This window comes from Cellulophaga sp. HaHaR_3_176 (genome assembly GCF_019021925.1).
Taxonomy (GTDB): domain Bacteria; phylum Bacteroidota; class Bacteroidia; order Flavobacteriales; family Flavobacteriaceae; genus Cellulophaga.
Window position 1 is genome coordinate 2594439 of sequence record NZ_CP058990.1, and the last position, 24579, is coordinate 2619017.

A 24579-nucleotide genomic window follows, 5' to 3' on the forward strand; every position below is an offset into this window, starting at 1 on the left:
CTTTAGCCTGATTTGAAGTTATATTACAATAAAAGTTAATCTCTTATTGGTTTATACAAAACTCTTTAGATTCTGATGCACCAAATGCACCACCTCCGTCTATAATATTTAAAACAGAACATGTAATTGTATAATTACCAGTAACTGTACCATCAGATTGACCATCACCGAATGAATCAAAAATAGTAAATGTATAACAACCATCTTCTAAAAACACTTCTTTAGTAACCGTTTCAACAGCATCAGAAAATGGACCATCAGTAGCAACAACAGCTCCTGATGCATCAGTAATTTCCCATGAAGTTTCACTTCCAAAAGCATCTGTATTAACAGTAACTACAATATCATTACAAGGTAATTCTTTAAAATACGTAATAGTTGCCGTTTCATCAAAAGCAACACCACCTTCAATAGGGGTAAGATTTAGCACTAATGAATAAACTTCTTCATCTACTAACGGCTCAAAATTAAGTGAAACTGCCAATACAGCTGAATAAGCACCTGCTGGTATAGTAACCGTAGAAGCTAAAGCATAATTTTCAGATGCCCCAACAGATGAATCATCAATTGAAACATTAAAAGTTCTATCTGAACTTGAAACAGTAGTAACATTTACTGGAATTTCAATTGCTACACCTTCTGAAGGTATTGTAAGATTATAACTAGTTGTTGCAAAGGAAACACCCGTTTGCCCATTTTCTTTATCAAATACTATTGACTCCTCTTCACAAGAGATAAAAGCAAATAGCACAGATAATATTAATATATATTTTTTCATAATTTTTTAAGTTTTAGTATCCAGGATTTTGAACCATATTTTGATTAGAATTAATCTCCGCAATAGGAATCGGCAATTGAAATCTGAAGTTGTCTGCCGCTAATGTTGGGAAATCTGGAGATGTTCCACCGCCATTAATAAAATCACCCATTGTAGAACGCATAACTGGCTCTCCTCTACGTTTTAAATCAAAAAATCTATGACCTTCAAAAGCTAATTCTGCTCTACGGTTGTATTGGATAGCATCTTCAAGAGCTTGACCAGTTTCACCACCTGCATAAGAAACAAATCTTAAATCTCTAAGTTCGTTTAACGTTGATAATGCATCTTGACCCAATTCGTACTGAGCTTCAGCTTTGTTAAGTAAAACCTCTTCAGCACGCATTACTTTAACATCAACACGACCATTAACCTCACCTGCTTCACCTAAAAATTTAGAGATAGCATTGTATTGATTTCCTGTATTTTCACCTATATAAGAGATAATAGCTAATCTTTGATCATTTGCATCAAAACCGTTGAAAAAATCAAAATCAAATGCAAACTCTAAAACATCTGCAGTTTCAGTTGTTTGACTATACAAAACTCCTACATTATTACCTGCACTTTCAACAGAAGTATTAATAGCTAATTTAACAACTATACCTGCTTCATTACTATCTGTATAAAGATCTTCTAATTCTTCTGCTGTAGCCAATGGAACGCTTACACTATCAGCAGCATCAATTGCTTTTTGGAATTCACCATTATAAAGGTATACTCTAGAAAGTAAACCATAGACACCGTCAACATTTAATTTACCTTGACCATTGTCATCTCCAATTAACTGAACAGCTCTTTCTAAGTCACCAATAATCTCAGTATAGTTACTAGCAACAGTTTCTCTTGCAGGTTCTGCAAAAGGATCTAAAGTATCACCATCTTCAACTTTGATATAAACAACTCCTAAAGAAGCATTTGCATCTGCAGATTGTGTAGGTATTTTTCCATATACCCTAACAAGATCAAAATGAGCTAAAGCTCTAATTGCTAATGCCTGACCTAAAATATTATCTTTATCAGCACCATCTCCTAAATTATCTATTTGACCAATAACTAAGTTCGCGACATTAACTGCCTCATAAGCCTCACTCCAATATAAAGAAATAGCACCACCTGTAGCTGGTGTATATCTATAGTTATAATAATCACTATTAGAATTTCTACCTGTTTGTGCAAGAATTACATTATCAGATAAAATATCAGGAATACCCTGTAAGCCAGAACCCGTATCAGAATAATAGTTCCATAATTGTCTATAAGCACCATCTACACCATTTTGAAAAGCAGATACGCTATTAAAAAATGTTTCTGGATTTCCTTCGACAAAAGGTTGTAAGTCATTTAACTCATCGTTACAGGACGAAAAAAATCCGAACGAAAATAAAAGAACTAATAATTTTATGTTATTTTTCATTTTTAACTTTTTTTTGTTTGTTTAAAATCCTACTTCAATTCCAAATGTAAATGATCTTGTGTTTGGATAGCTAAATAGATTAAATGATCCTGGTACAAAACCAACATCTCCTGGCTCACCTGATTCTGCCGAACCAATACCAACTTCTGGATCTCCACTGAAATTAGTTATTGTGAATATATTTTGACCTGATAAAGAAAATCTAACAGAGTTCAAACCTATATTCTCAAAAGCTTTTCTAGGCATGTTATAATCTAATGTAAGAGTACGTAATCTTAAGTAATCACCTTTCTCTAAAAATCTAGTTGAAGTCTGATCTGCTTCACCTTGAAATAAAGGACTAGGTAAAACATTTGTATCACCTGGTTGCTTCCAGTAATTAAAAGCATCAACTCTTTGGTTTGCATTAATACTACCTATTGCAACACCTGATTGAAGTTGATTGTTATAAATGTAGTTTCCTCCTTTAAAAACAAAATCAGTTCTAAGGCCAAAACCTTTATAAGAAAATGCTGAATAAAAACCACCTTCAATATTTGCAATTGGCGATTTTCCTTCTTGAATTTGTTGAAAAGAAGTACTGTATTCGTTTGTGATATTACCATCTAAATCGTAATATAATGGCTCACCATTTGCAGGGTTTACTCCAGCATACTCTACAGCGTAATACGAATTAATTTCTTCGCCTACTCTTAATATATTATCTCCAAATGTACCTGTTATGATGTCTTCACCATCAACCAATGCAATAACTTTATTGTCAATAAAAGTAATGTTACCACCAAGTGTCCATTTAAAGTTTTCTGTTCTAATAACATCTCCACTTAAAGAAACTTCAATACCTGAGTTTTCAATTTCCCCAATGTTAGAAAAAATTGAATTATTTTCATCACCAACAGTATTAGAGATAGGACGATCTAAAAGTAATTCATCTGAATTTTTCTTAAAGTAATCTACAACACCATTAAGTCTATTGTTAAATAAACCAAATTCAACACCAACATCAAAAATAGCTTGAGATTCCCATTGTATTTGAGGGTTACCTACTCCTACAGGTAATGCAGTAGTCTGTCCATTATATGTATTAGCAAAATCAAGTAAATTCAAATAGTTGAAATCACCAATATTCTGGTTACCCGAAGTACCATAAGAAGCTCTTAACTTAAGTGTATTGAAAATAGAATTTTCCATAAAACTTTCGTTAGAAATATTCCATGCTGCACTACCACTATAAAAATATCCAAATTTATTATCTGGTCCAAATCTAGAAGAACCATCACGTCTTACAGATCCTGAAACAATATATTTACCATCATAATCGTAATCAACAAATAAACCTTGAGAGAATAAAATTCTTCTAGATTCTGTAGAACCAACTGCTGTAGGCTCTGCAGCTACATCTAAGTATGGAATACTTGGTGAAGGAAAACCTCTACCTGACGCAAATAAATCTGTAGATATATTTTCGTTATATTCTAATAAGAAACTTGTAGATAAGTTATGTAAACCATTAAATGTATCACTATAAGTAAATATGTTGTTTACATTGTATTCAAAATCTACAATAGATTCATCTGTTTGTGTTCCAGGAAAAGCTGCCGAACCAACAATTGAGTTTAATACTCCACCAGATATTGAACGAGATGTTCTGTTGTATCTATTGTTAATTAAACCAACACTGAAGTTGTTACTGAATTTATCAGAAAAAGTCATTCCTGCAGAAATATTACCTATCAATAATAAGTTTCTAGTATCCTCAGGCTCTGTTTGTAATGCTAAAGCAATTGGAAACCCTTGACTTGTTGGATTGTATACTTGATCTCCTTGATCATCTGTAACAATGCTACCATCGTTATTAGTTAAAAACAAAGGCTCATAAGGATTATAAGAGTACATAGCTCTAAAAGGGTTCTGAACATTATTTCTATCTCTTGGTAAATCTGTAGTACTACGAGAAACAGAAACATTCATTCCAATATTTAACCAGTCTTTAGCTTGATAATTTGTATTTAAACGAGATGATATTCTTTCAAAACCATCAATATTATCAATAATACCTGAGTTTTTGTCATAACCTAAAGACATATAGTATGTCAATTTCTCATCTCCACCTGAAATAGAAAAGTTATTTGATTGAATAACTGATTTTCTAAGTAAAGCTTCTCTCCAGTCTGTATCTAAAGAAACTAACCTTGCTAATTCAGCAGGCGTAGAAGTAGCCCCTGGCAAACTAGAAGCAGCTCCAACACCTAAAGCAGCATACTGACGCTCTAATTCTAATTTTTGAGAAGCATTCATGATATCGTAATTATCAGGAATCATTTCACCAAAACCGTAAGATGATGAAAATTTAATTTGTGCATCACCAGATTTACCTTTTTTAGTTGTAATTAAAATTACACCATTTGCACCACGAGAACCATATTTAGAAACTGTTGCCGCATCTTTTAATATAGAAAAAGTTTCTATATCACTTGGGTTTAAGTTACTAATAGGATTAAAATCTCTTTCTGTATCAATAGGAATTGGAACTCCATCAATAACATATAAAGGAGTCGTTTGAGCATTAATAGAACCTACTCCACGAATTTGAACAAACGCCGTGTTACCTGGTCTACCATTAGAGGCAGTTACCTGAACACCTGCCGCTTGACCTTGAAGTATATTATCAATACTTGTTGAAGGTACAAAAGCTTCAATTTTCTCAGTAGATACTGTTGAAATTGCAGACGTAGAAAGTTCTCTTGATCTTGAACCATAACCAACAACAACAACCTCTTCTAAAGATTGCGAATCCTCTTCTAATTGAACACTAATAGAACCCGAAGCTCCTATTAATTTTTCTACTGTTTTCTGACCGATATAACTAAACCTTAATTTCTGCCCAACAGTAGCAGTTATGGTATAATTACCGTCAAAATCTGTTTGTGATCCTTTAGTAGTACCTACTACTAGAACAGAAACACCAGGTAATGGCAAACCAGATTGGTCTGTCACTGTACCCGCAATTGTTTTCTCTTGCGCAAAAGAAAAACTCATCATTAACGCCAACAAGGGCGTTAAAATCCATGTTAATTTCGATTTCATTTAAATAAATTTTTGAATTAGTCTGTGACAAAAATGATAATTTAATGTTAATAAAGCAAGTAAACATCGACATTCAAGCCCCTTTTTGTTAAAAAAAGGTTATATTTTATGATATAATTACATTAATTCATCTTAAAATATGATAAATTTATTTTTTTAACTCAAAATCATATATTTTAATTACGAAATAGAACATAAGGATATAATTGTTAGAGATTTTCGTTTATTCATTGCGAATTCATCTAAGCATAAAATCATTTTGTAAGTATATTCGTATTGCAAACAAGCTAAATAATTCATGTTAAAAAATTACTTTTACACAGAAAAAACAAATGCTTGAAAAGTGCTTTTTTTTACCTCTTGAAATAGGAACCGATGAAGCTGGCAGAGGTTGTTTGGCTGGACCCGTTACCGCTGCTGCAATAATTCTTCCTGAAGATTTTAAAAATGATATTTTAAATGATTCTAAAAAATTATCTGAAGTAAAAAGAAATATTCTTCGACCTATTTTAGAAAACGACGCTATTAGCTATGCCGTTTCTCATATCAATCCAGAAAAAATAGATGAAATAAATATATTAAACGCTTCTATTTTAGCGATGCACAAAGCTATTGATCAATTAAATTCTGACGCTACCCATATTATTGTTGATGGTAATAGATTCAAGCAATACAAAAAACATACTCACGAGTGCATTGTTAAAGGTGATGGAAAATATCTAAGTATTGCTGCTGCTTCTATTTTAGCAAAAACATATAGAGATGAAATTATGAATATGCTACATGAAGAACATCCTATGTATAACTGGAAACAAAATAAAGGATACCCAACTAAAGAACACCGAGAAGCTATTCGGAAGTATGGAGTCACAAAATACCATAGAAAAAGTTTCAGACAGCTACCCGAACAATTAAAATTAAATATATAAACTACTTTACTGCTTTAGATATTTGAAAACTTTAAATTTGTCAAAAGATCTTTTCATGAAGTTTAAAATACTCACCTTTATTCTAATTTTATTTTTCAGCTGTAAAAAAGAAGAAACTAAAACAAGCTCTCAACTAGATTATATACCACAAAATGCATCAATCATTATAAAAATTAATGATTTTGATTTATTTAAAAGTGAGTTAAAAAACAATAACTTTTTAAAAGAATATAAACAAACAAAGCACTTTGCGGAACTAAAAGGTAAAGTAAATTTGTTTGATTATTTAAAACCCGAAGAAGAAAGTATTATTTCGATAATTGAAGTTGGCAAAGAAAGTTTTGAATTTCTTTTAAAAACTAAGACCTCAATAAAGTTACTTGATTTAAATGAAGCAACTAATAAAACTATTGAAGAACTTACATATGAAAATTATAGTTACAATAAAATAACCCTTAACTCAGAAACTTTTTATAGTTATATATTAAACGAATCGGTTTTTATTACATCTTCTCAATTATTAATAGAAAATTTAATACGAACTAAAGAAATACCTGAAGTTAATAGTGATTTAAAAAAACTTTACAACACTTCTAATAAAACTAAACCTGCTGTGATTTTCATAAACAGCTTGAATAGCAATTCTATAACATCATCTTTATTAAATGAAAATTCAGCATTCAAGCTTTCAGATTTTTCTGACTGGGTTTCTTTAGACCTCTTAACTGAACAAAATGAATTTAAGCTTTCTGGTATATCTAACTCTAATTCTTCTACTAAGTTTATAAGCTTATTTGAGAACGTTAAACCCTTAAAAAACAATACTCCTTTATATGCTCCTATAAACTCAGAAGCAATAGCCTCGTTCACTTTTGATAATTTTGACGAATTTCACAAAAACAACCAAAAGTATTTAGAGCTTAAAGCTACTAAAGACACTGTTTTTAACAGTGCTCAAGAAATAGGAATAATATATACAAATAATAAAAAAAGTGTTATTCTTGAATCCTACAACACAGACCACATTACAGAGTACTTAACTCTTTTTTCTAATAAAGACTCAAGCTACCAAGGCAATGATATATTAAGCTTAAATAAAAAAGATCTTTTAATTGCTTTTGAATCTATTCTGCCTGATTTTGAAACTAATTACTATTCCGTTATAGAAAACACTATAGTTTTCTCAGAAGATATTGAAACTCTTCAAAACATCATAAGCAGTTATAAAAACGAAGCTACTTTTGAAAAATCATCAATCTACAATACAAGTAAAAAAAGTATTGTAGATGAGTCAAACATTTTATTAATTGCTTCCCCTAAAGCCATCGAAGACTTCATTAACGATGATTTTAAAAGCTCAATTTCTAACGACATAAAATCCATTGATTTTGCTAACCAAATATTGATTGGACAAGTTGTTAGTGATCATAACTTTGCCCATACTAGCATTATTCTAAAAAAAGAAATATCTCAAAGTGAGGTTAATATGACTACACCACTATTTACCGTACGATTAGATAGTGATATAGCCACCCAACCACAGTTTGTAACCAACTACAGAACTCGCAAAAAAGAAATAATAGTTCAAGATCAAGACAACAACCTATATCTTATATCTACAGAAGGGAAAGTACTTTGGAAAAAGCAACTGGATGGTAAGGTACAAGGAAAAATTGAACAGGTAGATATTTACAAAAATGGAAGACTACAATTTGCGTTTACCACTGAAAACTCTTTTTTAATTTTAGATAGAAATGGAAAAACTGTAGAGCCATTCAATATACAATTTGATGGAGGTGATTTAAAAGAATTAGCTGTTTTTGATTATGAAAACAACAAAGATTATAGATTTTTAATTACTCAAAACAAGCAGTTGAAAATGTATGACAATAAAGGTGAAATTGTTAATGGATTCAATTTTAAAGATGCTAGCAGCCCTATTACAAGCACTCCTAAGCATTTTAGAATTCAGAAAAAAGATTACATCGCATTTTCTTTAAAAGATGGTACACTTAAAATTTTAAGTAGAGTCGGATCTGACCGCATACAAGTAAAAGAAAAGATGAACTTTTCTGGAAATTCAATTTTCAAGTATAAAAATAAAATTTCAACAACAGATTCCGCAGGTGTTTTACACCAAGTAGATCAAAATGGAGCAATTACTAAAAGTGATTTTAAACTAAATAAAGACCACGGTTTATACACTACAAGTAACACCTTAGTAACCATGAATGATAATGTTATATCTATTAAAGGAAAAAAGACTGAACTAGAATTAGGACTTTATTCTAAACCCATAATATTTTATATAAACAATAAAATATATGTTAGTGTAACTGATATTCAAAATCAGAAAATTTATCTTTTTGATAGCAATTCTAATCCCATTCAAAATTTCCCGATTTATGGAAACTCTTTGATAGATTTAGCTGATATTAATAACGACAAAAAGCTTGAACTTGTGGCTAAAGATTTAGAAAATTCATTAATAGTCTACAAAATCAATTAAGTACGCAAACGCATTTAACTATAAAAAAGAAACCGAAGTTTTAAACTTCGGTTTCTTTTTTTATAAACGTTGCTTTAAAAAGAGTTGCAAAATGTTTTTTCAACTTTTCTTTAACCTCTTCCATATCTACAACATCCTTACCTAGTTCTACATTTAATGAGGTTACCGCTTTATCTTTAATCCCACACGGAATCATTAAATCAAAATAACCTAAATCTGCATTTATATTTAAAGCAAAGCCGTGCATAGTAACCCACCTGCTAGCTCGAACTCCCATTGCACAAATTTTGCGAGCAAACGGAGTACCAACATCTAACCAAACACCTGTTTCACCATTTGATCTTTCAGCTTTAATACCGTACTCTAAAAGTGTAAGAATCACTACTTCTTCTAAAAAACGAAGGTATTTATGAATATCAGTAAAAAAATTATCTAAATCTAAAATAGGATAGCCAACTATTTGCCCTGGGCCGTGATAGGTAATATCTCCGCCTCTATTTATTTTATAAAAGGTAGCTCCTTTAGCTTTTAGCTGAGCTTCATCTATTAATAAATTTTCAATAGATCCACTTTTACCTAAAGTATATACATGAGGGTGTTCTACAAATAGAAAATAATTAGGCGTATCAATTGATAGCTCTTCCCTTCTATTCTTAATTTTCAAATCAACAACAGACTTAAAAAGGCTTTCTTGATAATCCCAAGTCTCTTTGTAATCTTTTAGACCTAAATCTTTTAAAATGACTTTCTTATTCATTACTACAAAGATACAAAGCTTACATTATTTAATCTGGGTTATTTAAAATTACTAGCGCTGCAATAACTCCAGGCACCCAACCACAAAGGGTTAGTAAAAACACAATAATTATAGATCCGCAGCCTTTACCTATAACCGCTAAAGGGGGAAATAAAATAGCTAATATAACTCTCCAAATACTCATTTTTTGATTTTGATTGATGATTGTATCTATTAGACGAAAAAGTAATAAATATGTTACACTTTTTATTTAAAACCTATAAATGATAATATTTACTTTTCTCAGATTGATGAATTCGAGCATAGTACCTATATTTGCAGCCTTAATATTTAGAAAATGCAACTGTCAGAACAAGAGGTAATCAGAAGAGAGAAATTAACCAAGTTACGCGAATTAGGTATAAACCCTTACCCTGCGGCTTTGTATCCTGTAGATACTACATCAAAAAGTATAAAAACAGATTATAAAGATGGTAAAAAAGTAATTGTTGCAGGTAGGTTAATGCGAAAGAAAATACAAGGCAAAGCATCTTTTGCTGAATTACAAGACAGTGAAGGTCGTGTGCAATTGTATTTTAATAGAGATGAGATCTGTACTGAAGATGACCATTCTAAATATAACGACATTTTTAAAAAGCTAATCGATCTTGGTGATATTATTGGTGTAGAAGGAGAGTTATTCACTACTCAAGTAGGTGAAAAGACTGTTCTTGTAAAAGATTTTACAATTTTGTCTAAAGCACTAAGACCTTTACCTCTTCCAAAAGTAGACCCTGATGGAAAAATACACGATGAATTTAACGACCCTGAATTACGTTACCGTCAGCGTTATGTAGATTTAATAGTAAACCCTTCTGTTAAAGAAACATTTATTAAAAGAACCAAAATAACGAATAGTATCAGACAGTTTTTTAATGACAGAGAATATCTTGAAGTTGAAACTCCAATTTTACAACCAATACCAGGTGGAGCATCTGCGAGACCTTTTTTAACACACCATAACGCACTAAATATTCCGTTATACTTACGTATTGCAAATGAGCTTTATTTAAAGCGTCTAATTGTTGGTGGTTTTGATGGTGTTTATGAATTTTCTAAAGACTTTAGAAACGAAGGTATGGACCGCACCCATAACCCTGAATTTACTGTTATGGAATTGTATGTTGCTTATAAAGACTACAATTGGATGATGGATATGACAGAGCAACTACTAGAGAAAATATCTGTAGATGCTAATGGAAAATCTAAGATACAAGTTGGTGATAACGAAATTGAATTTAAAGCACCATACCCAAGAGTTCCTATTTTAGATGCTATTAAAGAACATACTGGTTATGATGTTGCTGGTTTAGGGGAAGTGGAATTAAGAGAAGTTGGTAAAAAATTAGGTCTTGAAGTAGATGATACTATGGGTGTAGGAAAGCTTATAGATGAAATTTTTGGTGAAAAATGTGAACATTTATATGTACAACCAACATTTATAACTGATTACCCTAAAGAAATGAGCCCCTTAACCAAAGAGCACAGAGATAACCCAGCTCTAACAGAGCGCTTTGAACTTATGGTAAACGGTAAAGAGTTAGCTAATTGCTACTCAGAGCTTAATGATGCTATAGACCAAAGAGAACGTTTTGAAGAGCAATTAAAATTATCTGCTAAAGGTGACGATGAGGCTATGTTCATTGACCAAGATTTTATTCGTGCATTAGAATACGGAATGCCACCAACAGCAGGTATTGGTATTGGTATTGATCGTTTGGTAATGTTAATGACCAACAACGCTTCAATTCAAGAAGTATTATTCTTCCCTCAAATGAGGCCAGAGAAAAAAGCCTTAGATTTATCTGATAACGAAAAAATAATATTTGAAATTCTTAAAAAGAATACACAAATGCCTCTTGCAGAATTAAAAGAAGCTTCTGGCTTGAGCAATAAAGCTTGGGATAAAAGTTTAAAAGGATTAGGTAAACTAGGTGTTACAAAAGTTACGAAAACTGATGACGATTTAATTGTAGAATTGCAAGACTAAAAATTATTATCACAAACATTTTATACTAAAGGGGGAAATCAATTGATTTCCCCCTTTCTTTTTTTTAAACGCTTTTGAGATTATTAGAAAAAACAAAACCTCTGAATAACAGAGGTTTTGAATCGACTAATTCCAATAAAAAAATACTTTTCGATTACGCATAAATTATCGAACATCACAAATAGACACTTAAAAAAGCATATTATTACACTTTTACTACTTAATTAACATTATAAACTCTGTTAGTTAGATTTTAAAGCTTATTTGTTATTAAAATACAAATTCAACCTTAATTATCATATTTATCAAACAACGCTGGTTAAGAATTCATTAACATAAATTAAATTATAATTTTCTTTATTTGGAGTAGACTAATTAAACTAAACTATCAAAATGTTAAAAAATGCAATTCAGAAAACACTTTTTGTTTTCTTATTAGTAGGTTGTTTTACGACAACCCAAGCTCAGATTTTTAAAAAGAAAAAAGTAGCTAAATCAGAAGAAAAAACAGCTGCTAAAAAAGGTGATATTCAGCCTTATGACAAGATTATTACTAAAGAGGCTACCACAGACGAAGGACTTTTCAAAGTACATACTGTAGACAGCAATTTTTTTTATGAAATTCCAGACTCTTTATTTAATAAAGAAATGCTTATGGTTAGCCGAATATCAAAAACGGCAAATGGCATAGGTTTTGGTGGAGGAAAAATAAATACTCAAGTATTAAAATGGGAAAAAAGAGACAAAAAAGTATTACTACGAGTTGTATCGTATGATGTTGTTGCCGCTGACTCTTTACCTGTTCATGAAGCTGTTGTAAATTCAAATTTCGAACCTGTTTTATATTCTTTCGATATTAAAGCTTTTAAGAAAGATTCTTTAAAACCAGCTACAGTTATAGAGGTTAACGATTTATTCGAAAAAGATGTTAACGCTTTAGGCATGCCTGATTTTTACAGAAAAAGATATAAAGTGTCTAGACTAGATGCAGATAAGAGCTATATCGAATCTGTAAAAAGTTACCCATTAAATATTGAAGCCAGACATGTAAAAACATATACTGCAAGCAACTCACCTTCTAACAGCAGTTTAGGTACAATATCTATAGAGATAAACAATTCAATGATATTACTACCTGCTAACCCTATGAAAAGACGTTATTTTGATGAACGTGTTGGTTGGTTTGCTCGTGGTCAGGTAGATTATGGTTTAGAAGCTCAAAAAAGTAAAACGATAAACTTTTTAGATCGTTGGAGATTAGAGGTTAAAGATGAAGACCTTGAGAAATTTAAAAGAGGGGAGCTTGTTGTTCCTAAAAAACAAATAGTTTATTATGTTGACAGGGCAACACCTAAGGAATGGGTGCCTTTTATAAAACAAGGTATTGAAGATTGGCAAGTTGCTTTCGAAGCTGCTGGTTTTAAGGAAGCTATTATAGCTAAAGACCCACCCACTAAAGAAGAAGACCCAGAATGGTCTCCTGAAGATGTACGTTATTCTGTAGTTAGATATTTAGCTTCACCTATCCCAAATGCAAACGGACCTCACGTTAGTGATCCAAGAACTGGAGAGATATTAGAATCTGACATCAACTGGTATCATAATGTAATGACATTATTAAGAAACTGGTATTTCATACAAACTGCGGCTATTAATGAAGATGCTAGAGGAACAGATTTTAAAGAAGAAGTAATGGGACGTTTGATACGTTTTGTTTCTTCTCATGAAGTTGGTCACACATTAGGGCTTCCTCACAATATGGGGAGCAGTGTTGCTTACCCAGTTGATTCTTTACGTTCAGCATCTTTTACTAAAAAATACGGCACTGCACCTTCTATAATGGATTATGCTCGTTTTAATTACGTTGCCCAACCTGGTGATGAAGGCGTTGCTTTAATGCCTGAAATAGGAATTTATGATAAATATGCAATTAGCTGGGGTTACAGGCCTATTTTAGAAAAAACAGCTGAAGATGAAAAGAAAACATTAGATAGCTGGATTTTAAAACATGCTGGAGACCCTTTATATAGGTTTGGACATCAACAAGCTGGAGATGTTGTAGACCCTAGTTCTCAAACAGAAGATTTAGGTGATGATGCTATTAAAGCAAGTACATATGGTATTGCTAATTTAAAACGAATAGTTCCTAATTTAGCAAGTTGGATTGCTGAAGACGGTAAAACCTATGATGATTTAGGCATTTTATATAAAGAAGTTTTATCACAATATAACAGATACATGGGGCATGTTTCTAACAACATTGGGGGTGTTTACGAACATTATAAAACTTTTGATCAAGAAGGAAATGTTTATACCCCTGTAGATAAAGAACGTCAAAAAAATAGCCTTTTATTTGTTCAAAATGAATTATTTAAAACTCCTACTTGGCTGCTAGATACTAGTATTTTTAATAAAATTGAATATACTGGTTCAATCGAACGTTTACGCTCTATACAAGTTAGAACACTAGATAACATTTTAAATTTAGGTAAAATGGCTCGTATTATTGAAAATGAAACTCTTAACGGAAACAGTGCCTACACGCTAACTTCTATGATGAAAGATTTGCGAAATGGTATTTGGTCAGAACTTTCGAGAGGAAGTAAAATTGACACCTATAGAAGAAATTTACAAAAAGCACATATTGATAGATTAGCTTATTTAATGACTACAAAATCTCAAGAGGTTAGCAGAAGGACGAGTCCATATGTTAAATCTACAGCTGTGAACACTAGCCAATCTGACATTAGATCAGTTGCAAGAGCTGAATTAAACACTTTAAACAGAGCTATTAAAAGTGCTATCAATAGAACATCAGATACAATGAGTAAATACCACTTACAAGATGCTGTTGAGAGAATTGATATGATATTAGATCCAAAATAAGCAGCTTTATTTTAAACCAAATTTATTCATACATAGCTGTAGTTTTTTATTAACCTAAAAATACTTAACTACAGCTATTTGTTATTAAACAACAAAAAACAACTGTTTGACAACAATGAATAATTACGATACTTTTTTTTTATTAGATTTAAGGAAATAAAACCCCCAGATCATGACACAAAAAGCAAAAAGTATTGTTTATTTTTCAGTACTAGTAGTTACTTGTATACTTTACAGCTATACAGATACTGAAGAGTCTAATCAGGGTAATTTTGGTGCTATAGAAAATCAAAGCACTCAAAAAATTGATATTGCTTCTACAAGTAATATTTACGGTTTAAACTAAAATAACAAAAACATATTTTAAAAATAGGCATGATATACTCATGCCTATTTTATTTACTGTTCTCATTGAATTTACAGAACATTAAAGTCTTTAATGTTAACCACAAAAAACAAGACTCTCACAACATAAGCATTTTTTTAATAAAGTTTTTTCCTACATTTGTAATCCCAAATTATTACACTATGAAACCTAAAAATAAAAGTATTATATACTTAATTTGCTTTATTGCATGTGCATTATTCTATAACTATTTTATTGAAAATGAAAATACAAAGAATGATTTAAAGTCTGAAAATTTTGCAAAAATACAAATGATAGATTTGGAAAATGATGAGGAAAATTTTGAATCTGAAAGCATTGATGATAGTTTAAATTAAAAAATACCAACCTACCATATTAATTTAAAGCGAACTTAACCAGTTCGCTTTTTTTGTTAAATAAAAACTAATTACTCTATTGTTTTTAAACCTTTTACATCTGCTAGAGTCCTATAGATATAAATTTAAAAAAATAGAATTATGAAAAAATCAATTTTAATCTTACTACTTTTTATAGGGTTTAACTCTTTTGCTCAAAACAGAGAAAAAAGAAATTATACTCCTGAACAACACGCAACGCTTTCTACAAAAAAGATGACGCTAGCTTTAGATTTAAATGAGAGTCAACAGACAAAAATTTACAATTTGAATCTTGATAATGCAAAAGTTAGAAAAGCTAAGATGGAGGAGTTTAAAACACTCAGAAAAAGTGACGAAAACAAAAGGTTAAGTTCTGATGAACGTTACAAAAAAGAATCTGAAATGCTTGATCATAAAATCGCTCAAAAAGAAAAAATGAAATCAATTTTATCAAAAGAGCAATTTGAAAAATGGGAAAAGATGATGCTACATCAAAAAGGAAGAAATAAAAAAAATTCTGACAATAAAAAAAGTAGTCACAAAAATAAGGACAGAAAATAAAAATAAATAAAACCGAGATGAATATCTCGGTTTTATTTTATACTAACTTTTTAAAAACTTCCCAAACCATTTTCCTGAAGCCTTAAGTATCCTTTTTTGAGTTTCAAAATTTACATGTACTAAACCAAACCTTGGCCTATACCCTTCTGCCCACTCAAAGTTATCTGTTAAAGTCCAAACAAAATAACCATCTACTTTCAACCCTTTTTCTTTTGCTTTATAAACCTGTTTTAAATATTCTTTCAAAAACTTCTTTCTTTCCACATCATTTACTTCACCTTTTTCAATAACGTCTTTAAAAGCAGCTCCATTCTCTGTAATTATCAATTTGTTTATCCCTTTATACGAATTAAACTTCTTAATCATTTTATAAATACTCTTAGGGTACACCTCCCAATTCATTAATGTCGTATTTACATTTCGCTTATTTGCTTCAATAATTTTTGTATTTAAATAAGGTACAAAATAGCTATGTTGTACTACTTCACGGGTATAATTTTGTATGCCTATAAAGTCAAAATTAAAAACTGCATCGTCTTCATCACCATCTTTTATATATGGTTTTAAACGCTTTAATATTGGAGCCGATTCAAAAGGATAACCTAACCCTAATGAAGGTTCTATAAATAACCTATTTAACAAAGCGTCTGCTTTTTCTGCTGCTATTATATTTTTTTTCTTCTTATCAATAGGTGTAATATAAGAACATGAAAATGTAGTTCCTACAAGAGCATTCGGCACCATTTTCCTCAATATTCTACCTCCTGCAGATTGACATAAAACAGCATGATGTATTGTCGGTAAAAAATTATTCAAACCTTTACGACCAGGTGCATGAACTCCTAAAAAATAACCTGCTCCTGTAAAAACCATTGGTTCGTTTAAAACCATCCAATGTTTAACTCTATCTCCAAAATTTTGCGCACAAACGCTAGCAAATTCTTTGAACCATGAGATGACTTCTCTATTTACCCAACCTCCTTTTTTTTGTAAAACCTGTGGCAAATCCCAATGATATAATGTCACCCAAGGCACAATACCTTGTTCTAAACAAAAATTAATTACATCATTGTAAAATTGAATCCCTTTTTCACTAACCTCTCCAACTCCATTAGGAATAATTCGCGACCAAGACAATGAAAATCTAAAATTAGAAATATTCATTTTCTTCATCAACAGTATATCTTCTTTGTAATTATGATAAAAATCGCAACTCGTATTAGCATGTTGATTTTTATGAATAACACCTTTTTTACTTGTAAAAGCATCCCAAATTGAAGGGCTTTTATCATCCTTATCATGAGCTCCTTCTATTTGATAGGCAGCTACAGAAACTCCCCAAACAAAATCTTCTCCGAACTTTTTACTTGTAAACTTAGTTTTTTTTGAAGTTTTGTTTTTAATCATAATTAACGAGTCTTCAAATTCTCTAACAATACGGTATCAATTATATCTTCTGTGATATTTGGGTAATCAACAACAACCTTAGCATCATTTACAATCCAATTTTTTATGTGATTTAAATGCTTTTTCTTAAGTGACCTCATCACAGGCACACCTATTTTTTTAAGTGCAGCTGCATTACATTGTTGTTCGTATTGCCCTTTCATTGGTATAACCAATAATTTCTTATTTAAAAATAATGCCTCTGCAGGTGTTTCAAAACCAGCACCACATAGAACACCTAAACTTGTTGCCATGCTTTCAATAAATGCCTCATTAGTAATAGGCTTTATTGTAACGTTACCACTTGTTACAATTTGTTTATTATGTTTTGAAAAAACTTCCCAAGTAGCGTTAGGAACCTTAGATAGTATTTTTAATATTTTCGCATCACTATACGATGGTAAGTAAACGCTATAATGATTTTTTACCTCAACTTTAGCCTTTCGCACATCTTCACGAATTACGGGCGTAAAAATACTAGGGTTAAAATTGCTAAAATGAAATCCATATTGTTTTGTAGTAGGCGCGTATCTCCTTAAAATCAAACGTCCCAACGGATCGGGCTTTCGTGGTTTAGGGCTACCCTTCATTAATACTGCCGCTTGATGACTTACACTAATACAAGGTTTATTTTTTAATTTACATGCCCATGCCGAAACGGGTTCAAAATCATTTATAATTAAGTCATAATCATCAATAGGCAAACTTTTTATTTCTTTCTGGAGTCTTTTTGAATTTGCTCTGATATACGTTTTCCACAAATCAACACCACCTTTTTTTCCAAAAATGAAACTCAAACCCTTAAACTGATATTTTATAGGGTATGGAATATCAATATCTGCTTGCGTTCCGCTCAATAAAATATCTAGTTCGAGATCTTTTTTTAATAAGATAGGAATAATATCACGAGCCCTACTTAAATGTCCATTCCCTGTCCCTTGAATTGCATATAATACTTTCATTTATAATAGCTATTTAGATAGTGTATTTGATCTACAATAAAGAAAGTAAACAAACCTATTTTCAACCCTATCAAATATTATATTATTTTACAGAGATAAATGAATGAGTAGTTTAAGAATACATTATGTGATTGTTAAGCACAAAAAAGAGGCTTTCAGCCTCTTTTTTTTAACTATTAATATAAAATTTAGTCTATTTCAAATCATCGACAATGCTTTCTAAAGCGGTTATTGTTGCATCTAAATCTTCATAAGAAAGTGCATCATTTAAAAAATAACTTTCGAAAGCACTTGGTGGTAAATAAATACCTTTATTTAACATGCCATGAAAATATTTCTTAAAAGTTTCATTATTACCTTTTGCTGAAGATGCAAAATCTACAACAGGCTCATCTGTAAAATGAACAGAAATCATGCTACCAAATCTATTAATTTGGTGTTTTATTCCATTATCTCTCAATACCTTTTCTAAGCCTTTATGCAAATAAGATGTTTTATCTGCTAAACTTCTAAAGATATTAGGGTTTGCGTTAAGTTCTGTTAACATTGCTAAACCTGCACTCATAGCTAACGGGTTACCACTAAGTGTACCTGCCTGGTAAACAGGTCCATCAGGTGCTAATTTTGCCATAATTTCATTACGTGCTGCAAAAGCACCTACAGGAAGACCTCCTCCTATAACTTTTCCGAAAGTAACTATATCAGCATTAATACCTAATACTTCTTGAGCTCCACCTTTTCCTAATCTGAAGCCTGTCATTACCTCATCAAAAATCAAAAGGATACCCTCTTTTGTACATAATTCTCTTAATCCTTTAATAAAATCTTCTTGTGGTATAATACAACCCATATTACCTGCAACTGGTTCTATTATTACAGCTGCAATTTCTCTTTTGTTTGCATCAACTAAAGACTGTACACTTTCTAAATCATTATAATTTGCTAATAATGTATCTTTTGCAGTACCTTGAGTTACCCCTGGACTATTTGGGCTACCAAAAGTAACAGCTCCACTACCTGCTTGAATTAAAAAAGAATCTGAATGCCCATGATAACAGCCTGAAAATTTAATAATTTTATCTTTTCCTGTATAACCACGCGCTAAACGAACAGCACTCATACAAGCTTCTGTACCACTATTTACAAATCTAATTTTATCAATATTGGGCACCATTGAAACTGCTAATTTTGCTAAATCCGTTTCTATTTCCGTTGGCATACCAAAAGAAGTTCCCTTTCTAGCTTTTTCAATCACTGCATTAATAACAGGATCATAAGCATGACCTAAAATTAACGGACCCCATGATGCGATATAATCAATTAAACGATTACCATCCTCATCAATCAAGTAAGCACCTTTTGCTTCTTTTACAAATATTGGTGTCCCGCCAACAGCTTTAAAAGCTCTAACGGGCGAATTTACGCCTCCAGGTATATACTCTTGGGCTTCAGCAAATAATTTACTGCTTCTTTGATATTGCATTTGTAATTCTATTTTTTTAATGATTTTACAACTAATCGTTGACCTACAGATAAGTTGCTATCATTCATTTTATTGATTTTCATTAATTCATCTACAGAAACAAAATACCTTCTTGAGATAGAATATAACGTATCCCCTTTTTCTACAATATGTGTTTTAGTCTCATATTGTTTTGGTGGTTTTGTTTCTGGATATCCTTTATTCACAACACCCCTATCATATTTATGTAATTGATATTGTTCTATAAAAGAAATTAATTTATTGGGATATTTTTTATCAGTTGCATAACCAGCCTGCTTTAGGCCTTTTGCCCAACCACGATAATCATCGTGCCCTAAATCAAAAAGAAAAGAGTAACGTGCTCTTGTAGTTAAAAAAATACTATGATCTCTAAAAGAATACATCGGGTGATTGTACTTTCTAAAACACTCTCCTTTTTCATCATCATCATGAAAATCATAATCGCCCTCCCAACCCTTATGACATTTAATTCCGAAATGATTATTTGTTTTTTTAGCTAAAACACTACGGCCATACCCACTTTCTAAAATACCTTGTGCTAAAGTTATACTTGCTGGTATTCCGTAAGCTTTCATTTCAAACTGAGCAATTTCAGCAAACGTATCTATATATTCTTGCACTGATGTTATAGGAAACTCTATAAATTTACCTGAATCTTCTGGCAACACGTAAACATCACCATTTTCTGTTTCAATTTCAGTAACCTTAACTTCTTCTCTTTTTTCTATAGTAGGTTTTTTAGAGCTAGAAACTGTTCGTTTTTTTGATTTACATGCAGCAAAAAAAACTAAGATGATTATTAGTGTAACTTTTTTCATTATACTTTTAATAGTGGTAAACTTTTCTTTTTCAAAACAATATTCATTCCATTTACACCTTGTAAACCTCCTGTGTGTATTGCCAAAATTTTAGTGCCTGGCTTAAAATAATCTTTAGCAATCAAATCTAACAAACCAAACATCATTTTACCAGTATATACAGGTTCTAATGCTATTGTTGTTTTGTACTTAAAATCATTTATAAAGTCTATCAACTCTTTAGAAACTTTTGCGTAACCCCCAAAATGATAGTCTGTTTGTAACTGCCAGCCAAATTCTGGTGCAAATTTACAAATATCTTTAATTAAAAAATCACCTTTTAAAGCAGGAAAACCAATAACTTTTTGATGTTCTTTAGCTGAATTAATAATCCCAGCTATAGTACTACCTGTTCCAACGCATGATGTAATTACATCAAAATCAGCATCATCTTCATTTAATATTTCTTCACAACCTTTTACTGCTAACGTATTACTGCCGCCTTCCGGTATTATATAAAATTTTTCAAATTCGTTTTCGAGTTCTTGATGTGCCTCTTCACTATTTTTGTTTCTAAACCACTCTCGGGTAACAAACTTAAATTGCATGCCGTTTTTTTTAGCAAAAACTAAAGTAGGGTTGTCGTGCCACTTGTTTGCTAACTCTTCACCTCTAATAACACCTATAGTTCGCAATCCATTTTCTTTACCAGCATAAGCTGTTGCAGCTATATGGTTACTATAAGCCCCTCCAAAAGTTAAAATCGTTTTATAATCTTTTATGTTTGCTTCAATTAAATTATACTTTAATTTTCTGTACTTATTACCTGAAATAAATGGGTGTATCAAATCTTCTCTTTTTACAAAAAGAGAGATTTGTTTTTGATCTAATAAAGGAAGTTTTACTTGTTGATTTATACTATTCACCTTTATGCTTTGAAAGCCAAAGATATTTAATAAAGCTGAAAGGTTTTCTTTCTGATGCGTATTTTAAGTTTTTCTCATTTATATAAGCTTCTCTTTCAAAGCTTATATTTTGGTATGCTTTATAACTATCAAAATAGTAAACGCAACGCAATACCCACTCAAACAAATACAAGATATAAAAAGGCAAAAGCAACAATTCTTGCTGCTGTTTTAAATGAATACGCTCATGGTTGATAAGAACTGTATCCTTTTTAAGCGAGCTATTTTTAAGAATAATAAAAGGCCATAATGTTAACCCTACGTAATTCTTATAAAAAAAATGTTTTGAAACTAAAATCATTCTGACGTTTTGCAATCTATACGAATATACAAGCTAAAAGTGTGCCATAACAAATTTCATAGATTTACAGCCCACAAATGCGACCAAGTACAGAATTGTGAAAAATACAAAAGGTTAAAGTGCTTATTAATTATCGTATTTTATTTAAGAAGATTTATTTTTACAATATAGCTTACTTAAAAATATGAAAAAAAACATACCTATTGAAGAAGGCGATTTTTACCTATCAGAACAAGGGTATAAAGTTTTTACAGAACAGTTTCATTTAAAAAGAGGTTATTGTTGTGAAAGCGGCTGCAGGCATTGCCCATATGGCTATAACGGAAAAACCAACTCACGCAACTGATTATCAATGATTCGGCATGATTGTTGATGCCTTATAAATAGAAAAATTAATGTTAATCCAATAATATAAATTATTATGAAAATAGTTAGACTTTTAGCGATACCTGTGCTTGCTTTACTGGTATTCAGCTCTTGTACTTCTGTACGTGTTTTAGCAGATTACGATAAAGAAGCCAATTTTAATACGTTTAAAACGTATGCTTTTTACAAAACAGGTATTGATAAAGCTCAGATTTCTGATTTAGACAAAAAAAGAATTTTGCGTGCTATTGAAAGCGAAATGAGTGCTAGAGGTTTTTCTAAATCTGAAAATCCAGATATATTAGTAAGCATTTTTACTAAAGAGAAACAACAAGTAGATATCTATAACAACTACTGGGGCGGTGGTTTCGGTTGGGGCTGGAACCCGTATTGGGGTGGAGCTAACATGTATGGAAACCAAGTTAGCACTCGCACTGAAGGGTCTTTATATATAGATTTAATTGATGCCAAAAACAAGCAATTAGTTTGGCAAGGAAAAGGAATTGGATCATTATATCAAACAAAAAAAGTTGAGAAAAAAGAAGAACGAATTAAAGAGTTTGTTTCTGAAATTCTAAAAGCTTATCCGCCAATGGCTGCTAACTAAAAAATACAAACCCGCTACTCAGCGGGTTTTTTATTATATTAATTTATCTTCAAAAATTAATCATAAAAAACTATAACACTCAAAGCTGTACTAATAAGTGTTATCTGTATTTCGTATCTTTAGAACTGAATAATAATTTAATTATGTCTTACGAAAGCAATCCTATTTTAGATAAACTTCCAAAGCATTTACAGCAATTTATAAAACCACAAGACTATAGCGAATACACCGCTGTAAACCAAGCTGTATGGCGTTATGTAATGCGTAAAAATGTAGATTATTTAAGCAAAGTTGCTCATAAATCGTATTTAGTTGGACTGAATAAAACTGGAATTTCTATTGACAACATACCTAACATGTATGGTATGAACCGCATTTTACAAGAAATCGGCTGGGCTGCTGTTGCTGTAGATGGCTTTATACCTCCATCTGCTTTTATGGAATTTCAAGCCTATAATGTACTTGTAATTGCTTCTGATATTCGCCAATTAGAGCATATAGAATATACTCCTGCACCAGATATTATTCACGAAGGTGCTGGGCACGCCCCCATCATTGCTAATCCTGAATATGCCGAATACTTAAGACGTTTTGGTGAAATTGGAAGCAAAGCTATTTCTAGTGCTAAAGATTATGAACTATATGAAGCTGTTCGACATTTATCAATCATTAAAGAAGCTCATGGCACACCACAAGATTTAATTGCCAAAGCTGAAAAGCATATTGAAGATTTACAAGATAATATGGGTGAGCCAAGTGAAATGGCTTTAATTAGAAACTTGCATTGGTGGACTGTTGAGTATGGTTTAATTGGCACTACTGAAAATCCTAAAATATATGGCGCTGGTTTACTTTCTTCAATCGGAGAAAGTGCTTGGTGTATGACCGACCAAGTTGTTAAACTACCCTATTCTATTGAAGCTGCTCACACTCCTTTTGATATTACGAAACCACAGCCGCAGTTATTCGTAACGCCTAATTTTGCATATTTAAGTCAAGTTTTAGAAGAGTTTGCGAATACTATGGCCTTAAGAAAAGGTGGATTATCCGGAATTAAAAAACTTATCGCATCAAAAGAGTTAGGCACTATAGAGTTAAGTACAGGTATTCAAATTTCAGGAAGTTTTACAAATGTTATTGAATTTGATAGCAAACCTGTTTATTTTCAAACCACAGGAAAAACAGCTTTATCTTATAGAGAAAAAGAATTAGTAGGGCATAGCACAAAACACCACACCGAAGGTTTTGGTTCGCCTATCGGAAAATTAGTAGGTATAAACCTTGCTATTGAAGATATGAGCCCTAGAGATTTAAAGGCTTATAATATTTTTGAAGAACAAACAATTACATTAGATTTTGAAGGTGGTATTAAAATACATGGCGACATTATTACAGGAACACGTAATTTAAGAGGAGAAATCATATTAATCACTTTTGAAAACTGTACTGTATCACACGAAAAAACTATTTTATTTAAGCCTGAGTTTGGTTTATATCACATGGCTATTGGTGAACATATTGCATCTGCCTTTAATGGCCCTGCAGATTTATCTAGTTTTGATTTAATTACTCATCAAGTAATAAACACTACTATTAAGCCTATTAAAAACGAAGAGAGTTCTCTACTAGAGCTTTACTACCAACAAATAAAAGAATATAGAGAAGGTATAAATATGACTATTTCTAGAAATAAGGTTTTTCAAGAAATTAAAAGCAACTACCCTAAAGATTGGCTTTTATCAGTAGAGTTGTATGAACTTGCTAAGAACAGTAATGATAATGATTTTGCTCAAGAAATTATTCTTCATTTGAATTCTGTAAAACAAAACAACCCTAAAGTTGGTCATTTAATAGATGACGGTTTAACCTTAGTAAATCAAAGTTTAGTTGTTTAA

The 24579-nt window shown here is 31.3% G+C and carries 21 protein-coding genes; 10 read left to right on the top strand and 11 right to left on the bottom strand.

The features are described from left to right. Positions 1-43: 43 nt before the first annotated feature. The 3 genes from H0I23_RS11485 to H0I23_RS11495 are packed head-to-tail and all read right to left on the bottom strand — an operon-like array spanning position 44 to position 5321. Positions 44-778 carry a DUF1735 domain-containing protein gene (locus tag H0I23_RS11485; protein ID WP_216783438.1) on the bottom strand — a complete coding sequence of 245 codons (735 nt, stop codon included), beginning with the start codon at positions 776-778 and terminating at the stop codon, positions 44-46. 13 nt (positions 779-791) lie between these two features. Further along, on the bottom strand, positions 792-2234 hold the full coding sequence (locus H0I23_RS11490; protein WP_216783439.1) for a RagB/SusD family nutrient uptake outer membrane protein: 1443 nt from the start codon (positions 2232-2234) through the stop codon (positions 792-794). A 21-nt stretch (positions 2235-2255) separates the two neighbouring features. Then, complete coding sequence (locus H0I23_RS11495) at positions 2256-5321, bottom strand: TonB-dependent receptor (RefSeq protein WP_216783440.1); 3066 nt, start codon at positions 5319-5321, stop codon at positions 2256-2258. Between the two features lie 332 nt (positions 5322-5653). Here H0I23_RS11495 and H0I23_RS11500 point away from each other — a divergent pair, with 332 nt between their 5' ends. Both H0I23_RS11500 and H0I23_RS11505 read left to right on the top strand, forming a co-directional pair. Beyond that, complete coding sequence (locus H0I23_RS11500; protein WP_216783441.1) at positions 5654-6250, top strand: ribonuclease HII; 597 nt, start codon at positions 5654-5656, stop codon at positions 6248-6250. Between the two features lie 55 nt (positions 6251-6305). Then, positions 6306-8759: a ribonuclease HII gene (locus tag H0I23_RS11505; RefSeq protein ID WP_216783442.1), complete on the top strand. Its 2454-nt coding sequence runs from the start codon at positions 6306-6308 to the stop codon at positions 8757-8759. A 40-nt stretch (positions 8760-8799) separates the two neighbouring features. Here the strand turns inward: H0I23_RS11505 and lipB are convergent, their stop codons facing one another. Both lipB and H0I23_RS11515 read right to left on the bottom strand, forming a co-directional pair. After that, the gene (lipB, locus tag H0I23_RS11510) at positions 8800-9516 is read right to left on the bottom strand and encodes a lipoyl(octanoyl) transferase LipB (protein WP_216783443.1); all 717 of its coding nucleotides are present in this window, start codon (positions 9514-9516) and stop codon (positions 8800-8802) included. Between the two features lie 28 nt (positions 9517-9544). Continuing rightward, the gene (locus H0I23_RS11515) at positions 9545-9700 is read right to left on the bottom strand and encodes a YqaE/Pmp3 family membrane protein (RefSeq protein ID WP_216783444.1); all 156 of its coding nucleotides are present in this window, start codon (positions 9698-9700) and stop codon (positions 9545-9547) included. Between the two features lie 153 nt (positions 9701-9853). On the opposite strand from H0I23_RS11515, the gene lysS reads away from it, so the two are divergent. From lysS to H0I23_RS11540, 5 genes are all read left to right on the top strand, one after another. Then, complete coding sequence (gene lysS, locus H0I23_RS11520; RefSeq protein ID WP_216783445.1) at positions 9854-11545, top strand: lysine--tRNA ligase; 1692 nt, start codon at positions 9854-9856, stop codon at positions 11543-11545. A gap of 393 nt (positions 11546-11938) precedes the next feature. Further along, positions 11939-14431: a zinc-dependent metalloprotease gene (locus tag H0I23_RS11525; protein WP_216783446.1), complete on the top strand. Its 2493-nt coding sequence runs from the start codon at positions 11939-11941 to the stop codon at positions 14429-14431. Between the two features lie 172 nt (positions 14432-14603). Further along, positions 14604-14777: a hypothetical protein gene (locus H0I23_RS11530; protein WP_216783447.1), complete on the top strand. Its 174-nt coding sequence runs from the start codon at positions 14604-14606 to the stop codon at positions 14775-14777. A gap of 182 nt (positions 14778-14959) precedes the next feature. Further along, positions 14960-15154 carry a hypothetical protein gene (locus H0I23_RS11535; RefSeq protein ID WP_216783448.1) on the top strand — a complete coding sequence of 65 codons (195 nt, stop codon included), beginning with the start codon at positions 14960-14962 and terminating at the stop codon, positions 15152-15154. 141 nt (positions 15155-15295) lie between these two features. After that, positions 15296-15736, top strand: coding sequence for a hypothetical protein (locus H0I23_RS11540; protein WP_216783449.1), 441 nt, complete (start codon positions 15296-15298; stop codon positions 15734-15736). A 42-nt stretch (positions 15737-15778) separates the two neighbouring features. On the opposite strand, the gene H0I23_RS11545 is transcribed toward H0I23_RS11540, so the two are convergent. The 6 genes from H0I23_RS11545 to H0I23_RS11570 form a co-directional block, all read right to left on the bottom strand. Further along, positions 15779-17143: a GH1 family beta-glucosidase gene (locus H0I23_RS11545; RefSeq protein WP_216783450.1), complete on the bottom strand. Its 1365-nt coding sequence runs from the start codon at positions 17141-17143 to the stop codon at positions 15779-15781. A gap of 2 nt (positions 17144-17145) precedes the next feature. After that, positions 17146-18144, bottom strand: a complete 999-nt coding sequence (locus tag H0I23_RS11550) for a glycosyltransferase family protein (RefSeq protein ID WP_216783451.1) — start codon at positions 18142-18144, stop codon at positions 17146-17148. A 193-nt stretch (positions 18145-18337) separates the two neighbouring features. After that, positions 18338-19627: a glutamate-1-semialdehyde 2,1-aminomutase gene (hemL, locus tag H0I23_RS11555; protein ID WP_216783452.1), complete on the bottom strand. Its 1290-nt coding sequence runs from the start codon at positions 19625-19627 to the stop codon at positions 18338-18340. A gap of 8 nt (positions 19628-19635) precedes the next feature. Next, a complete protein-coding gene (locus H0I23_RS11560) occupies positions 19636-20466 on the bottom strand; it encodes a glucosaminidase domain-containing protein (protein ID WP_216783453.1) in 831 nt (276 codons plus the stop codon). After that, positions 20466-21371, bottom strand: coding sequence for a 1-aminocyclopropane-1-carboxylate deaminase/D-cysteine desulfhydrase (locus H0I23_RS11565; RefSeq protein WP_216783454.1), 906 nt, complete (start codon positions 21369-21371; stop codon positions 20466-20468). Before H0I23_RS11565 ends, H0I23_RS11560 begins: the two co-directional genes overlap by 1 nt. Next, positions 21364-21711, bottom strand: a complete 348-nt coding sequence (locus H0I23_RS11570) for a hypothetical protein (RefSeq protein WP_216783455.1) — start codon at positions 21709-21711, stop codon at positions 21364-21366. Before H0I23_RS11570 ends, H0I23_RS11565 begins: the two co-directional genes overlap by 8 nt. A 184-nt stretch (positions 21712-21895) precedes the next feature. On the opposite strand from H0I23_RS11570, the gene H0I23_RS11575 reads away from it, so the two are divergent. The 3 genes from H0I23_RS11575 to H0I23_RS11585 all read left to right on the top strand — a co-directional run bounded on the left by H0I23_RS11575 (position 21896) and on the right by H0I23_RS11585 (position 24579). Then, positions 21896-22057, top strand: coding sequence for a DUF5522 domain-containing protein (locus tag H0I23_RS11575; RefSeq protein WP_216783456.1), 162 nt, complete (start codon positions 21896-21898; stop codon positions 22055-22057). A 75-nt stretch (positions 22058-22132) separates the two neighbouring features. Continuing rightward, on the top strand, positions 22133-22684 hold the full coding sequence (locus H0I23_RS11580; protein WP_216783457.1) for a DUF4136 domain-containing protein: 552 nt from the start codon (positions 22133-22135) through the stop codon (positions 22682-22684). A 143-nt stretch (positions 22685-22827) separates the two neighbouring features. Then, on the top strand, positions 22828-24579 hold the full coding sequence (locus tag H0I23_RS11585) for an aromatic amino acid hydroxylase (RefSeq protein ID WP_216783458.1): 1752 nt from the start codon (positions 22828-22830) through the stop codon (positions 24577-24579).

Excerpts from the sequence above, each read along its gene's own strand:
- H0I23_RS11485 (WP_216783438.1), bottom strand. The coding sequence starts at position 778 with ATGAAAAAATATATATTAATATTATCTGTGCTATTTGCTTTTATCTCT.
- H0I23_RS11490 (WP_216783439.1), bottom strand. The coding sequence starts at position 2,234 with ATGAAAAATAACATAAAATTATTAGTTCTTTTATTTTCGTTCGGATTT.
- H0I23_RS11495 (WP_216783440.1), bottom strand. The coding sequence starts at position 5,321 with ATGAAATCGAAATTAACATGGATTTTAACGCCCTTGTTGGCGTTAATG.
- H0I23_RS11500 (WP_216783441.1), top strand. The coding sequence starts at position 5,654 with ATGCTTGAAAAGTGCTTTTTTTTACCTCTTGAAATAGGAACCGATGAA.
- H0I23_RS11505 (WP_216783442.1), top strand. The coding sequence starts at position 6,306 with ATGAAGTTTAAAATACTCACCTTTATTCTAATTTTATTTTTCAGCTGT.
- lipB (WP_216783443.1), bottom strand. The coding sequence starts at position 9,516 with ATGAATAAGAAAGTCATTTTAAAAGATTTAGGTCTAAAAGATTACAAA.
- H0I23_RS11515 (WP_216783444.1), bottom strand. The coding sequence starts at position 9,700 with ATGAGTATTTGGAGAGTTATATTAGCTATTTTATTTCCCCCTTTAGCG.
- lysS (WP_216783445.1), top strand. The coding sequence starts at position 9,854 with ATGCAACTGTCAGAACAAGAGGTAATCAGAAGAGAGAAATTAACCAAG.
- H0I23_RS11525 (WP_216783446.1), top strand. The coding sequence starts at position 11,939 with ATGTTAAAAAATGCAATTCAGAAAACACTTTTTGTTTTCTTATTAGTA.
- H0I23_RS11530 (WP_216783447.1), top strand. The coding sequence starts at position 14,604 with ATGACACAAAAAGCAAAAAGTATTGTTTATTTTTCAGTACTAGTAGTT.
- H0I23_RS11535 (WP_216783448.1), top strand. The coding sequence starts at position 14,960 with ATGAAACCTAAAAATAAAAGTATTATATACTTAATTTGCTTTATTGCA.
- H0I23_RS11540 (WP_216783449.1), top strand. The coding sequence starts at position 15,296 with ATGAAAAAATCAATTTTAATCTTACTACTTTTTATAGGGTTTAACTCT.
- H0I23_RS11545 (WP_216783450.1), bottom strand. The coding sequence starts at position 17,143 with ATGATTAAAAACAAAACTTCAAAAAAAACTAAGTTTACAAGTAAAAAG.
- H0I23_RS11550 (WP_216783451.1), bottom strand. The coding sequence starts at position 18,144 with ATGAAAGTATTATATGCAATTCAAGGGACAGGGAATGGACATTTAAGT.
- hemL (WP_216783452.1), bottom strand. The coding sequence starts at position 19,627 with ATGCAATATCAAAGAAGCAGTAAATTATTTGCTGAAGCCCAAGAGTAT.
- H0I23_RS11560 (WP_216783453.1), bottom strand. The coding sequence starts at position 20,466 with ATGAAAAAAGTTACACTAATAATCATCTTAGTTTTTTTTGCTGCATGT.
- H0I23_RS11570 (WP_216783455.1), bottom strand. The coding sequence starts at position 21,711 with ATGATTTTAGTTTCAAAACATTTTTTTTATAAGAATTACGTAGGGTTA.
- H0I23_RS11575 (WP_216783456.1), top strand. The coding sequence starts at position 21,896 with ATGAAAAAAAACATACCTATTGAAGAAGGCGATTTTTACCTATCAGAA.
- H0I23_RS11580 (WP_216783457.1), top strand. The coding sequence starts at position 22,133 with ATGAAAATAGTTAGACTTTTAGCGATACCTGTGCTTGCTTTACTGGTA.
- H0I23_RS11585 (WP_216783458.1), top strand. The coding sequence starts at position 22,828 with ATGTCTTACGAAAGCAATCCTATTTTAGATAAACTTCCAAAGCATTTA.